This is a genomic window from Rhizobacter sp. OV335 (assembly GCF_900142965.1).
Lineage (GTDB): Bacteria > Pseudomonadota > Gammaproteobacteria > Burkholderiales > Burkholderiaceae_C > Rhizobacter.
The window spans coordinates 15,687-30,297 of sequence record NZ_FRCQ01000022.1 but is presented as its reverse complement, the minus strand read 5'-3'; the positions used below and the strand labels follow the sequence as shown (position 1 = coordinate 30,297).

The 14,611-nt window shown below is 68.5% G+C and carries 9 protein-coding genes; 7 read left to right on the top strand and 2 right to left on the bottom strand.

Features of this window, described 5'->3' with window-relative positions; genetic code table 11:
- Positions 1-34 precede the first annotated feature (34 nt).
- Genes dgt through BUE42_RS21050 form a run of 3 tightly spaced genes read left to right on the top strand, consistent with a single transcriptional unit; the run spans position 35 to position 3,217 of the window.
- Positions 35-1,519 (top strand): dGTP triphosphohydrolase, encoded by a 1,485-nt coding sequence (gene dgt / locus BUE42_RS21060; RefSeq protein ID WP_073467262.1) that lies wholly within the window; start codon positions 35-37, stop codon positions 1,517-1,519.
- Entirely contained in the window at positions 1,516-2,232 is a 717-nt protein-coding gene (locus tag BUE42_RS21055) for a hypothetical protein (RefSeq protein ID WP_073467261.1), read from the top strand. The genes dgt and BUE42_RS21055 overlap by 4 nt, the downstream gene beginning before the upstream one ends.
- 28 nt (positions 2,233-2,260) lie before the next feature.
- Complete coding sequence (locus BUE42_RS21050; RefSeq protein WP_073467260.1) at positions 2,261-3,217, top strand: LysR family transcriptional regulator; 957 nt, start codon at positions 2,261-2,263, stop codon at positions 3,215-3,217.
- A gap of 7 nt (positions 3,218-3,224) precedes the next feature.
- Here BUE42_RS21050 and BUE42_RS21045 read toward each other — a convergent pair whose 3' ends face one another.
- Complete coding sequence (locus BUE42_RS21045; protein WP_073467259.1) at positions 3,225-3,785, bottom strand: carboxymuconolactone decarboxylase family protein; 561 nt, start codon at positions 3,783-3,785, stop codon at positions 3,225-3,227.
- A gap of 177 nt (positions 3,786-3,962) precedes the next feature.
- Here BUE42_RS21045 and BUE42_RS21040 point away from each other — a divergent pair, with 177 nt between their 5' ends.
- From BUE42_RS21040 to BUE42_RS21025, 4 genes are all read left to right on the top strand, one after another.
- On the top strand, positions 3,963-6,719 hold the full coding sequence (locus BUE42_RS21040; protein ID WP_073467258.1) for a DUF3857 domain-containing protein: 2,757 nt from the start codon (positions 3,963-3,965) through the stop codon (positions 6,717-6,719).
- A gap of 45 nt (positions 6,720-6,764) precedes the next feature.
- Positions 6,765-7,679 (top strand): SMP-30/gluconolactonase/LRE family protein, encoded by a 915-nt coding sequence (locus BUE42_RS21035; protein ID WP_073467257.1) that lies wholly within the window; start codon positions 6,765-6,767, stop codon positions 7,677-7,679.
- Positions 7,680-7,794: 115 nt separating this feature from the next.
- Positions 7,795-8,688 (top strand): ABC transporter ATP-binding protein, encoded by an 894-nt coding sequence (locus tag BUE42_RS21030; RefSeq protein ID WP_073467256.1) that lies wholly within the window; start codon positions 7,795-7,797, stop codon positions 8,686-8,688.
- Between the two features lie 8 nt (positions 8,689-8,696).
- Positions 8,697-12,293 (top strand): ABC transporter permease/M1 family aminopeptidase, encoded by a 3,597-nt coding sequence (locus tag BUE42_RS21025; protein WP_073467343.1) that lies wholly within the window; start codon positions 8,697-8,699, stop codon positions 12,291-12,293.
- A gap of 538 nt (positions 12,294-12,831) precedes the next feature.
- Here the strand turns inward: BUE42_RS21025 and rtcR are convergent.
- Positions 12,832-14,433, bottom strand: coding sequence for an RNA repair transcriptional activator RtcR (gene rtcR, locus BUE42_RS21020; RefSeq protein WP_073467255.1), 1,602 nt, complete (start codon positions 14,431-14,433; stop codon positions 12,832-12,834).
- Positions 14,434-14,611: the final 178 nt, after the last annotated feature.

Sequence of the window (14,611 nt, the reverse complement as noted above, 5' to 3'; positions counted from 1 at the left end):
TAGAGTGTTCCGATCACCGCCAAGGAGGCATCGAATGGCAATCCAGGAGCGCAGTAGGGCAGCCCACCCAGACAGGTGGCAGCAGTTGCTCAATCCGCAACGGCGCAAGAAGGAACACGAGGCCAGGCATGGCACATCCGGTTCAGCGGGGGACGACTCCCGCACCGAGATCGAGAGAGATCACGACCGGATCCTGTTCTCGACCCCGGTTCGCAGGTTGGCCGACAAGACGCAGGTCTTTCCTCTGGAGAAGAACGACAGCGTGCGCACGCGGCTGACGCATTCGCACGAGGTGTCCAATCTGGCTCGCAGCTTCGGCACGGCACTGGCCTTTCGACACAAGCTGGCTTCGGACGTGCCGGACTCGCAGCGCAATGTGCCGGCGTTGCTGGCCGCCATCGGATTGGTCCACGATCTGGGCAACCCGCCATTCGGGCACCAAGGCGAAGCGGCAATCCAGTCGTGGTTCGAAGACCACCGCGCCGCCGTTCTCGAAGACCCCTCGCTGACACCACAACATGTCCAGGACTTCACGCGCTTCGAGGGCAACGCTCAGGGATTTCGGCTGGTGACCCGGCTGCAGTTGCTGAACGACGATTTTGGATTGGACCTGACCTATGCGACGTTGGCGGGGATGCTGAAGTATCCCGTCGGATCGGACGGCGTGGGCAAAGGTCGTGCGGCCACGAAGAAGCATGGCTTCTTTGCCGCGGAGCAGGACATCGCGAAGAGGGTATTGGAACGCACGGGTCTCGCCTTGGGCGTGCGGCATCCGTTGGCCTACGTGATGGAGGCCTGCGACGACATCGCCTATGTCGTTCTCGACGCAGAAGACGCAGTGAAGAAGGGCCTCACTTCGTTTTCCGATCTCATGGCCGCTTTGCGTCACGACGCCGCCGGTGACTCCGCGGTCGACGACGTCGTTGAACGGAGCTGCGAAAAGCACAGGCACTACCGAGAGACCAGCGACCTGTCACCTGCCGAGCTCAACGATGTGTCAATGCAACGCTTCCGCGTGTTCGCCATAGGCGCGCTGGTGCGTGCTGCCATCGAGGCCTTTGTGCAACGACAGGCCGAGATCGAGCGCGGAGAGTTGACGACCAGCCTGCTCGAAGTCAGCAGCGGAGAACGGTTGCGCAAGGCCCTGAAGGCCTTCGGTTTCAAGCACGCGTACCGTCACCGTTCGGTGCTCAAGGTCGAACTGTCCGGCCACAACGTGATCCACAGCCTGATGGACATCTTCTGGGACGCGATCGTCAACCGCGAGAATCCGGATAATCCGGCCTCGGAGAGAGCCCACCCCTATAGCCGGTTCGTCTATGGCCGGATCTCCGAGAACTACCGACGTGTCTTTGAGAAGCCGCTGGGCAATAGCGGCACCCTGCCCATGAGATATCGAGAATGCCTGCTGCTCACCGACATGATCTCCGGGATGACGGACTCCTTCGCTGTGAGTCTGAACGAGGAATTGCAGGCGCTGCGGGGCGGCTACTGCCTGCGAGGACTGGGGACAACGTGATCTCCGCGCGCACCCGTGCCGCCGTCTGCGCCTACATCGACCACGCGAGCGCCGAGCGCGTCGCGCTCCGCTGCACGCTCGATCAGCTCGCCGAAGCCTTGCCGGGCACTGCCGTGTTTGGCGGCATGTTGCGCGAGTTCGGCTGGGGTGAGGCGAGGCGCTTCTCGTCGGACATCGATCTGGTGACCCGGTCGACTCGGGCGGAGATCCACAGCGCGATCCGTCGCCATGAACCGGTGCTGAACAAGTTCGGTGGCTATCGGTTCGTGGCGGCACGCAGGAGCTTCGACATCTGGTCGCTGGAGGACACCTGGGCCTTCCGCGAAGGACTGGTGCCGGGCCGGTCCATGTCCGATCTGCTGTGCACGACGTTCTTCCACGCCGATGCTGCCTACCTCGATCTGAAAACGCGCCGCCTGCAGCATTCGCCCGGCTTCGCGCTGAGCATGGTGCAGCGCACGCTTGAGATCAACCTGGCCCACAACCCGGCGCCGCACCGCATGGTGGCACGCGCGATCCGGATGGCCATCGACAAGCAGGCTGCGATCGGTCCTGCGCTTGCCGTCTACATGGTCGACCATGCTTGTGCCGCGGCGACCAACCTGGAGCGCAGCTTTCTGGCGGCACTGCGCGAGCATGTCGAACGAGACGTCGGCACAGCGTTCAGCTTCCAGCCGCAGCGCGATGTGCCGCTGATGCCGTACCCCCATTGATCTGTCGTTGATCGATCGCTTTCACGGCATGGAAGTCTTCACCCGCGTGGTGGAGCTGGGCAGCTTCACGCGGGCCGGCCTCGCGCTGCAGATGCCGAAGGCGCGCGTGACAACGGTGATCCAGGCGCTCGAGGCGCACCTCGGCGTGCGCCTGCTGATTCGCACCACGCGCCGCATCAGCCTGACCGACCAAGGCGCGCTGTACCACCAGCGTGCCCTCGCGATACTGGGGCAGATGCGCGAGCTGGAAGGGGCGCTGCACGACCCGTCGGGAGCGCCGTCGGGCCGCTTGCGGGTCGACGTGCCGGCGGCGATGGGGCGCCAGGTGATCGCGCCGGCGCTGGCGGATTTCTTCCGCCGCTACCCCGGGATCGTGATCGAGCTCGGCAGCTCCGACCGCCCGGTCGATCCGCTGGCCGAAGCCTACGACTGCGTCGTGCGGGCCGGCGAGGTGCATGACGAACGGCTGGCCGCGCGGCTGCTCGGCCGCCTGCCGGTCGTCACCTGTGCCGCACCGGCCTACCTCGATGCGCACGGCACGCCGCACTCGCTCGACGACCTGGCGCAGCACCGCGTCGTCAACTTCCATTCGCCACGCGACGGCCACCTGTTCCCGTTCGATTTCCATCGCGCCGGCGAACACCACCAGTGGCGCGGCGCGCACAGCGTCGCCTGCAACGATGTCGACACCTCCATCGCGGCGGCAGTCGCCGGGCTCGGCCTGGTGCAGGCGCCGTGCAGCCGTGTGGTGGTCGACCACCTGGCGCACGGCCGCCTGGTGCAGGTGCTGGCCGACTGGAGCGCCGGCAGCCTGCCGCTCACGCTGCTGCATGCGCGGCCGCGCCAGCCGACCGCGAAGCTGCGGGCCTTCAGCGACTGGCTGGTGGCGCTGTTCCAGCGCGAGTTCGACGACCTGCCGACGCAGCTCGACAGCCTGCAGCCGTCGCCGTGGCTCGCGATGCTCGACCGGCCGCCGCCGCGCTGAACGGCCCTCAGGGCGGCAGCACCGGCAGCGGGGCGATGTCGCCACCCGGCTCGGCCGGGATGTGGCCCACGTTGAGCACCATCGACACCATCGCGAAATAGCCGACCAGGCCGGTCAGCTCGACGGCACCGGCCTCGCTGAAGCGCGCCACCGTGCGCGCCCAGGTCGGCTCGCTGACGCCGTGATGCGCCAGCAGCTCGGTGCAGAAGTCGTGCACCAGCGTCTCGTCGGCATCCATCGTGTCGGGGCGGCGGCCGTCGCGCAGTGCATCGATCGTGGCCTGCGCCGTGCCGGCCTGCAGCGCCAGCGCGACATGCACCTTCCACTCGAACTGCTGCCGCCAGTGCCGTGCGACGAGCAGTGTCGCGAACTCGCTGACGCGCACCGGCAGCGAGGTGCCGAAGCGCAGGAAGGCGCCGAGCTTCTGCACATGGGCGAGCAGCTCGGGGCTGCGCAGCAGCGCGATGAACGGGCCCTTGACGGCCTTGCGGGGGCCGGCGATCAGTTCATCGGCGGCGGCGCGCTGGGCGGGGGTCATCGCATGGTCGGGCAGAGGTGGCAATCGCATGAGGGGTCTCGCTCTTCAGGGTTGGGGGAGGGAGGTGACCAGGGGCCGGGCCCGATGATGACCGATGGCGGCAGGCCGGCCACGCTTACCATTGCGGGATCGCCGACGGCCGCCAAAGTGCCGCGGCTTTCGGGAGGATGCATGACACTGATTCGATGCGGGCGTCTCGTGGCGCTCATGCTGGCCCTTGCCATGACGGCCGGGGTCCGGGCCCAGGCCGCGGCATCCCCGCGCGCCGCGGCAGGTGCCTTCACTTACGCCACCGGGCCGGCACCGGCCTGGGTCGTGGCCGCCGCCGAAGCCCCGCAGGCCGCGGTCGACCGCAGCGCGATGCACTACCGCATCATCGACCGCCAGTTGCTCGCCGACGGCAAGTCGATCTGGGACTACAACCACGTGGTGCGGGTCGTCGACACCGACGCCGGCCTGTCGGTCGCGTCGCAGATCGAATTCGAGTTCGACCCGAGCTACCAGACCTTCACGCTGCACCACCTCGACCTGGTGCGCAACGGCAAGCGAATCGCCAAGATGGACCGGCGCAAGATCCAGCTGCTGCAGCGCGAGACGCAGCTCGAGCGGCGCATGCTCGACGGACGCGTCACGGTGTCGGCGGTGCTGGACGACGTGCGGGTCGGCGACGAGATCGACTTCGCGTACTCGGTGCGCGGCGCGAACCCGGTGTTCGGCGGCAAGTTCGTCGCGCTCGAACCCCTCTCGTCGCAGCGCGGGCCGGTGCAGGCCTACCAGGTGCGGTTGCTCGCGCCGGTCGAGCGGTCCTTGCAGGTGCGCGTCGGCCCGGCCGACACCGTCAGCACGAGCCAGGTGCGCAATGGCCGGCGCGAGACGAGCTGGCGCCGTGTCGCGGTGCCGCGCTTCAATCCCGATGCCAACGCCGGCTTCAGCGTGGGTGCGGCACAGATGCTGCAGGTCAGCGAGTTCGCCGACTGGGCCGAGGTGGCGCGCTGGGGCCAGGGCCTGTTCGCCGGTCTGCCCGCCGGCCCGCGCGTGGACGCGGTGGCGCAGGAGATCCGCGACAAGGAGGCCACCCCGGCCGACCGGGTGCGCGCCGCGCTGCGCTTCGTGCAGCAGGAGGTGCGCTACTTCGGCACCGAGATCGGCAGCAGCTCGCACCAGCCGGCCGCGCCGGACCGGGTGATCGAGCAGCGCTTCGGCGACTGCAAGGACAAGGTCGCGCTGCTGGTGGCCCTGCTGCGCAAGCTCGACGTGCCGGCGACCCCGGTGCTGGTGTCGATGGCAGCGCGCGGCCGGGTCGGCAGCCTGCTGCCCGGCCCGCTGGCCTTCGACCACGTGATCGCGCGCGTCGAGCTCGACGGCAGCACCTACTGGCTCGACGCGACCCGCAGCCGCCAGACCGGCCAGCTGGAGAACCGCCAGGCGGTCGATTTCGACGCCGGCCTGCCGCTGCTGGCGTCGACCACCAGCATGGCCGTGCTGCCGAGCGCGGTCGACACCGATCGCCAGGTGGTCGAGGACAGCCTGCGTTTCGAGCGCTTCGATGCCGACCCGGTGCTGGAGTCGCGGGTCACGTTCCGCGGCATCCTGGCCGAAGCCTTCCGCGACACGGTCACCACGCAAGGTCCCGAGGCGGTGCAGACGCAACTGGCCGCGCCCTACCTGCGTCTCTATCCGAAGGCCCGCAGCCTGGGGGCGATGGAGGTCGTCGATTCGCATGTCGACGATGCGGTGACCTTCGTCCAGCGCTTCAGCGTGCCGGGCTTCTGGCGTTTTCCCGAAGAGCGCATGCTGGTCGCCGACATCGGCTACTGGGCCACCGCCGATGTGATGCTGGTCGCCAAGGCCGAGCAGCGGCGCGATGCCTATGCCGGCCCCTTCCTGGGCACCTACCGCCACTCGGTGGCGCTGGACTTCCCGGGCGACGTGACGGCCAAGCCGCTGTCGCAGAGCACGACCGAAGGGGACGCCCATTTCACCTGGAAGGGAACGTTCGACGCCGATCGCAAGCACGCGGTCTACCGCTCGGTGCTGCGCGTGTCGGCGGACCAGATCGAGGCGCCGGCCTGGCCGGCCTACATGGAAAAGCTCGGCAAGCTGTGGCCGAAGCTGTCGACGAACGTGTCGATCTCGACGCTGGCGGCGACCGACCTCGACAAGCTTCGGGCCGACCTGAACGGGGTCGAAGAGGGCCTGCGCAGCAAGAAGCTGAAGGCGGCGACCCGAATCCAGGCGGACGCGCACGGGCGGGTGGTGTTGCTGTCGGCCCAGTTGGCCGCGGGCCGCCTGACGCCACCGTTGCAGGCGCAGGCGCTGACGGCGCGCGGCATCCAGTACGACCACCTGGGACGCCTGGCCGACGCGCGGCGCGACTTTGCCCGTGCGCTCGAACTGGCGCCTGACGTCACCGAAACGCAGAACGCAGCGGCCGTCAATGCGATCGGCCTGCGCGAGCTGCCGCGCGCCGTCGAGTTGACCGGCAGCGTGCTCCAGCGCGATCCGCGCGATGCCGAGGCGCGGAGGATGCGCGCGGTGGCCCGCTACTTCCAGAAGGACTTCGCGGCCGCGCAGGCCGACCTGGAGGAGGTCTTGACCGATCCGGCGGCGGTGCAGCGCGGCTACCCGCTGCTGTGGCTGGCGCTGGCGATGCGCCAGGCGGGGCAGGATCCGTCGGCGCTGGCGGCCCGCCACCCCAACGAGCAGCTGCCGGCCGACTGGCCGCGCCCGCTGGTCGACTATGCGATCGGCACGATCTCGGCCGATGCGCTGATCGACGCCGCGCGCGCCACCAAGGTGCCCGCCGAGTCGCTGAGCGAGGCCTACTTCTACATCGGCGAGCGCTACCAGGCGGAAGGCAAGCGCAGCCGCGCGATGGACTTCTGGCGCAAGAGCGTCGACCAGGGCGTGCTGGAATTCCTCGAGGACATGGCCGCGCGCCTGCGGTTGGCCGAGCCGGCCTGATCCCCTACAGTCGGACCCGGCAGCCGGCGCTGCCGGGAGCAGACCATGGCCGAGACGGATTTCGAGATCCTCGACGAGCGATTCCGCAGCTGCGTGCGCACCAGCGCCCGCGTCGAGACGCTGCACCAGGGCCTGCGCTGGGCCGAGGGGCCGGTCTACGTGCCGGCCGGGCGCTACCTGCTGTGGAGCGACATCCCGAACGACCGGATGCTGCGCTGGGACGAGACCGACGGCCGCGTCAGCGTGTTCCGCGCGCCGTCGAACTTCGCGAACGGCAACACGCTCGATCGCCAGGGTCGGCTCGTCACCTGCGAGCACGGCTCGCGCAGCGTCACCCGCACCGAGCACGATGGCCGCATCACGACGCTGGTCGACCGGGTGCAGGGCCGGCGGCTGAACAGCCCGAACGACCTGGTCGTGAAGTCCGACGATTCGATCTGGTTCACCGACCCGGCCTACGGCATCGACTCCGACTACGAAGGCCACCGCGGCGAGAGCGAGACCGAGGGCTGCCACGCCTACCGGCTCGACCCGCGCAGCGGCGAGTGCGTGCGCGTCGCCGATGATTTCGTGCGGCCGAACGGCCTCGCGTTCTCGCCCGACGAATCGAAGCTCTACATCGTCGACAGCGGCGCGACCCACCAGCCGGGCGGGCCGCGCCACCTCCGTGTGTTCGACGTGACGGCGCACGGCGGGCTGTCGGGTGGCGAGGTGTTCGCCACCTGCAGCGCCGGGCTGTTCGACGGCTTCCGCGTCGACGATGCCGGCCGGCTCTGGTGCGGCGCCGCCGACGGCGTGCACTGCCTGGCGCCCGACGGCACGCTGCTCGGCAAAGTGAAGACGGCCGAGCGCGTCGCCAACGTCGTGTTCGGCGGGCCGAAGCGCAACCGGCTCTTCCTGTGCGCGACCAGCTCGCTGCTGTCGGTGCTGCTGCCGGTCAACGGCGCGAAGACGTTCTGAGCGTGATGGCGGACGGCCTGTCCGCCCCGCCGTGCAGCCTGTCGCGCGGCGATGGCATTCCGTCGTGCCGCCCCTAGAGTGTCTTGTTTTCCCAACCTCCCGACGGAGACCCCGCATGCTGACCATCGCCCAGCTGTCGCACACCTATGCCAACGGCACCCGCGCCCTCGACGACGTGACGCTCGACATCCCGCGCGGCATGTTCGGGCTGCTCGGACCGAACGGTGCCGGCAAGTCCTCGCTGATGCGCTGCCTGGCGACGCTGCAGCAACCGAGCGCCGGGCGCATCGCGTTCGACGGCATCGACGTGCTGGCCGAGCCGGCGCGGCTGCGCGCGATGCTCGGCTACCTGCCGCAGGATTTCGGCGTCTACCCGCGCGTGTCGGCATGGGACATGCTCGACCACCTGGCCGTGCTGAAGGGCGTGGCCGGCCGCGGCGAGCGGCGCGAGACGGTGGAGTCGCTGCTGCAGCAGGTCAACCTGTGGGACGTGCGCAAGAAAGCCATCGCCGGCTTTTCGGGCGGCATGCGCCAGCGCTTCGGCATCGCGCAGGCGCTGATCGCGAACCCGCGGCTGATCATCGTCGACGAGCCGACCGCGGGGCTCGACCCGGAGGAGCGCAACCGCTTCAACAACCTGCTGGCCGAGATCGGCGAGAACGTGGTCGTGATCCTGTCGACCCACATCGTCGACGACGTGACCGACCTGTGCCCGCGGATGGCCATCATGGTCGGCGGACGCATCGTGCGCAGCGGCACGCCGCAGGCGCTGATCGCCGAGATGGCCGGGCGCGTCTGGCAGGGCGAGGTCGCGAAGGAGGGCCTGGCCGACGCACGCACCCGCATGGACGTGATCGCGACCCGGCTGCGCGGCGGCCGGCCGGTGGTGCACGTGCTGGCCGATGACGCGCCGGCGCCGGGCTTCACGCCGGTGGAGGCAGGGCTGGAGGATGTGTACTTCTCGACGCTGCACCAGCTGCGCAGCGCCGCTGTCGGGGCTGCGGCATGAGCGGCAGCATGCTGATGCACGTCGCGCGCTTCGAGGTGCGCTACCAGCTGAAGAGCCCGGTGTTCTGGGTCGGCTGCCTGATGTTCTTCCTGCTGACCTTCGGCTCGGTCACGGTCGACACGATCCAGATCGGCAGCCGCGGCAACGTGCACCTGAACTCGCCGTTCGCGATCCTGCAGACGCTCGCGATCATGAGCCTGTTCGCGGTGTTCATCGTCGTCGCGATGGTGTCGAACGTCGTGATCCGCGATGACGAGACCGGCTTCGCGCCGATCCTGCGTTCGACACGCCTCGGCAAGGGCGCCTATCTGATCGGCCGCTTCGCCGGCGCGAACCTTGCCGCGCTGCTGGTGCTGGCCTCGATTCCGCTGGCCATCGCGGTCGGCGTCGCGATGCCGTGGGTCGACGCCGAGAAGGTGGGGGCGTTCCACCTTGCGCACTACCTGTATGCGCTGTTCGCGTTCGGGCTGCCGACGCTGCTGATCGTGTCGGCGGTGTTCTTCGCGGCGGCCACCGTGACGCGCTCGATGATGTGGACCTACGTCTGCGCGATCGCGATGCTGGTGCTGTACTTCGTGATGCGCGGGATGCTGCGCAACCCGCAGTACGACGCCATCGCGGCGCTGCTCGACCCGTTCGGGCTGTCGGCGCTGAGCATCACCACCAAGTACTGGACGGCGGCCGAGCGCAACACGCTGCTGCCCGCGATGGCGGGGCCGATGCTGGCGAACCGGCTGCTGTGGTCCGGCATCGCGCTGGCGGTGTTCGCGCTGGCCTGCTGGCTGTTTCGCTTCGAACAGCGCGCGCCGGTGGAAAGAGTGTCGAAGAGGGCGCCGAAGAAGTCGAAGGACACCGCTTCCGACCGGGCCGCAGCCCCCACCGCGATCGGCGAGCTGCCGGCCGCGCGCGCCGACGCGCCCACGCGCCGCGCGCAGCTGTGGCGGCTCGCGCGCTTCGACATGGCCTTCGTGTTCCGAAGCCCGGCCTTCTTCGTGCTGCTGGGCATCGGGGTGCTGAATGCCGGCGGCTCGCTGTGGTTCAGCGGCGAGTGGTACGGCAGCGGCTCCTACCCGGTCACGCGGCTGATGGTGCAGACGCTGGCCGGCACCTTCAGCCTGATGCCGATCATCATCGCGATCTTCTATGCGGGCGAGCTGGTGTGGCGCGACCGCGAGCGCCGCATGCACGAGATCGTCGACGCGACCGCCGCGCCCGACTGGACACACCTGCTGCCGAAGATCGTCGCGATCGCGCTGGTGCTGACGGCCAGCGCGGGGGTCGCGGTGCTGACCGGCATGCTGGTGCAGGCGCTGAAGGGCTACACCCGCTTCGAGCCGCTGGCCTACCTGCTGTGGTTCGTGCTGCCGATGACCATCGGTGCGCTGCTGCTGGCGGTTCTTGCGGTGTTCGTGCAGGTGCTGGTGCCGCAGAAGTTCATCGGCTGGGGTGTGATGCTGCTGTACATCGTCGGCTCGGTCGCGCTGGCGGCGGCCGGCTTCGAGCACAACCTCTACAACTACGGCGGCACGCCGAGCGTGCCCTTGTCGGACATGAACGGCCTGGGCCGCTTCTGGATCGCGCAGGCCTGGTTCCAGGTGTATTGGGGCGGGTTCGCGCTGGTGCTGGCGGTGTTGTCGCATGCGCTGTGGCGGCGCGGCGCGAACCTGGCGCTGCGCCCGCGGCTGGCCCACATGGGCCGCCACCTGCGCGGCGGGGCCGGGGCGCTGCTGGCGATCGGCCTCGCGGTGTGGGCGGGCAGCGGCGGCTGGATCTACTACAACACCAACGTGCTGAACGCCTACGTGACGCAGCCGCAGCGCGATGCGCAGCTCGCACAGTACGAGCGCGACTTCCTGGCCTTCGAGAAGCTGCCGCAGCCGCGCATCACGGCCGTCACGCTCGACGTGCAGCTGTACCCGCGCGAGGCGCGGGCGGTGACGACCGGCAGCTACCTGCTGCGCAACCGCAGCGGCGCGCCGATCGACACGCTGCACCTGCTGTGGCCCGAGCGCACCACACTCGATCGCGTGGAGCTGCCCGGCGCGACGCTGCAGCGCGAGTGGCCGAAGGAGCACTACCGCATCTACAAGCTTGAGCCGGCGATGCAGCCGGACGAGACGCGGCTGCTGCGCTTCGCGACGACGCTGGCCGAGCGGGGCTTTCCGAACGGCCAGCCGCTGACGCGCCTGGTCGCCAACGGCAGCTTCGTCGACAACGGCGAGATCACGCCGGCGATCGGCATGTCGCGCGACGGGCTGTTGAAAGACCGCGCCAAGCGCCGCAAGCACGGCCTCGCGCCGGACCTGCGCCCGCCGACGCTGGAGGACGAGTCGGGCCGGGCCGACAGCGGCTTCCGCAAGGACAGCGACTGGGTCGAGGCCGACATCACGGTGACCACCGATGCCGATCAGACCCCTATCGCGCCGGGCTACACCGTCAGCGACACGACGGCGAACGGGCGGCGCACCGCGCACTTCAAGCCCGATGCGCCGATCAACCATTTCTTCTCGATCCAGTCGGCGCGCTATGCGGTGCTGCGTGACCGCTGGAAGGAGGTCGACCTCGCGGTCTACCACCAGCCGGGCCACGAGTTCAACACGGCCCGGATGATGGAGGCGATGAAGCTGTCGCTCGAACTCTTCAGCGAGAAGTTCTCGCCGTACCAGTTCCGGCAGGCACGGATCCTCGAGTTCCCGTCGTATGCCGATTTCGCGCAGTCGTTCGCCAACACCATCCCGTATTCGGAGAACCTCGGCTTCATCTCGCGGCTGACCGACCCGCAGAAGATCGACGTGGTGACCTACGTGACGGCGCATGAGATCGCCCACCAGTGGTGGGGCCACCAGCTGGTGGCGAGTTCGCAGCAGGGCGGAGCGATGCTGGTCGAGAGCTTCGCGCAGTACTCGGCCTTGCTGGTGATGGAGAAGATGTACGGGCGCGACCAGATCCGCCGCTTCCTGAAGTACGAACTCGACCGCTACCTGCGCCAGCGCGGTGGCGAGGTGGTCGAGGAGCTGCCGCTCGCGCGGGTCGAGAACCAGGGCTACATCCACTACCAGAAGGGCTCGCTCGCGATGTACTGGCTGAAGGAGGTGGTCGGTGAAGAGGTCGTGAACCGGGCGCTGGCCAAGCTGTTGAAGGAGTTCGCGTTCAAGGCCGCGCCATACCCGAACACGCGCGACTTCCTGCGCATCCTGCGCGCCGAGGCCGGACCGCAGCACGACGCGCTGATCACCGACCTGTTCGAGAAGATCACGCTGCTCGACCTGAAGGCCACGGCCGCGAGCGCGACGAAGCGCGTCGACGGCCGCTACGACCTGGTGTTGGAGGTCGAGGCGCGCAAGCTCTACGCCGACGGCAAGGGGCAGGAGACCGAGGCGCCGCTGGACGAGCCGGTCGACATCGGCGTGTTCAGCGCCGAGCCGGGCAAGGAGGGGTTCGGTGCGGCCTCGGTGCTGCACTTCGAGCGCCTGCCGGTGCACAGCGGCAAGCAGTCGATTGCTCTGGTGGTGGACAAGGCGCCGACGTTTGCCGGGGTCGACCCCTACAACAAGCGCATCGATCGCATCTCGGAGGACAACCTCGTGAAGGTCGATTTGAAGTGAGTGCTTGAGTAAATGCTTGACGAATCGGTAAAGAGTTTTTACGATCCGCCCCTTGCTTGAAAAAGCGCACCGAATCAACGAATCCGAGGACCCCATCGTGATCAGCCGCCACCTTCCCCGTCACCTGCAGCAAGCCGTCCGCGCATCGGGCGAGTGCTTCTGCATGGAGATGGGCAACGATCGACGGCATCCGGGAGAAGGCAGGGCATAGGCCCACCTTTCGACTCTGTTCGCAGAGGCCCGGATTCCGCGAAGGATCCGGGCCTTTCTGCTTTTGAGCCCGTTTTTTGAATGCGCCACCCGCTCCACTTCGGGTGTGCCCTTGCCCTCCGCGACCGCATCCGATGGTGTTGGCGGCGCGGGATGTGCGCGGTCCGGACCCGGACCCCGTGCAGCGAGACACCACATCCGACGGGATGCTCGCGCTTGGACACAGCCGAAGTGCAGTGGATGCCACGGTCCCCGGCCCTGAACGACATACCGCGCGGCGCGATGCCGCGCGGCCAGGGCCAGGGGGTTCGACTCCCCCGCCGCGGCATCAGGCTGTCACGCGTTCCCAACTCAGACCGTGCTTCGCAAGGTACTTGCGCAGCCGGTCGGCGTCGTTGACGACGCTGCGCTGCTGGCGCGAGACATCGAAGAGCTGGCGCCCCGCCTCCGACAGCGTGCGCGAGCGGCGGCACAGCTGCACGACGGCCTGCAGCTGCAGCCGGTCGAACAGGTCGAGTGCTGATGCGGCGTCGCCCAGCAAGGCCTCGAGGTCGACGGCGTCGCTCGCCGGCGCATCGCTCGCGTGGTGCTGCCACAGCCAGCGCAGCCGCTGCAGCTCGGCATCGACCAGCGCCGATGAGATGCGCCCGCCATCGGCCAGCGTCGCCAGCCGCGTGATGCTGGCCGACAGGTCGCGGAAGTTGCCGCGCCACAGCGCCTCGGACGACTGCGCAAAGCGCAGGTACTGCAAGCGGGCCTCGGCGTTGAAGCGCACCGCCCGGCCGTTTTCGGCGGCCACGCGCGCCAGCAGGTGCTCGACGTTCGGCTCGATGTCTTCCGGCCGCTGCGCGAGGCCCGGCAGCAGGTAGCTCCACAGGTTGATGCGGGCGTACAGGTCTTCGCGGAAGCGGCCCTCGGCCACGTCGATGCGCAGGTCGCGGTTCGTGCCGACCATCAGCTGGAAGTCGCTCGTGACCTCGCGGTCGCTGCCCATCGGGTAGAAGCGCTTCTCCTCCACCGCCTTCAGCAGCATCGCCTGCTCGTCCAGGCCCAGCTCCCCGATCTCGTCCAGGAACAGCACGCCACCGTGCGCGCTGCGCAGCAGGCCGGCGCGGTCGGCGGCCGCGCCGGTGAACGCGCCCTTGCGGTGGCCGAACAGCGTCGAGGCCGCGCCGTCGCCGTGCAGCGTCGCGCAGTTGACCTCGACGAACTCGCCGCTGACCTGGTGGCGCGACTTCTTCAGCTCGAACATGCGGCGCGCGAGGTGCGACTTGCCGGCGCCGGTCGGGCCGGTCAGCAGGATCGGCGCGCGAGAGCGCACGGCCACGCGCTCGATCTCGTCGATCAGCGCGTTGAAGGCCTTGTTGCGCGTCGCGATGCCGTCCTTCAGGAACTCGACCGCGTCCTGCTGCGCCTGGTGGAAGCGCTTGGCGAGCACGTCGTAGCGCGACAGGTCGAGGTCGATCAGCGTCAGGCTGCCGGGGTTCTCGTGCGTCTGCTTCTTCGGCGGTGCGGTCTGCAGCAGCACGCCGGGAATGAAGCGCGACTCGACCATCAGGAACATGCAGATCTGCGCGACGTGCGTGCCGGTGGTGATGTGGGCGCGGTACTGCTCGCGCTCGGTGTCGAACGGGTAGGCGCGGACCCAGTCGTAGAGCGCGCCGTACATCTCGCCGAAATCCCACGGGTCGGCCACGTCCATCGGGAGCAGGTTGACCAGCGTCTCGGGCGAGACCGAGGCGATGTCGCGCTGCAGTTGCTGCGCGAGGCCCAGGTGGCGTGGCGTGTGGATCAGCTCGATGCGGTGGACGACGACGTCGGGCTGCTGCACCAGCGAGACGGTGGGGCGCCACTTCTCCCAACGGCCGGCGCCCTGGCCGGCGTCGAGCTGGGTGCCGAGGAAGCCGATGACGACGGTTTGCTTGGACATGGATAGGTGGCTAATTCACTAGCTGTGAGTCTAGCTGTACGGGGATTTTGTTCTTCGGTGTTTCGGGAAATTTCCGCAGGTGGAGAAGAAAATTCCTTATTTATCAATGAGTTAAGTGGTGACAAGCGAGGCCTTCCCACATCTGGCACATCCGTTGCAATAAGACTTGCACAAGTTG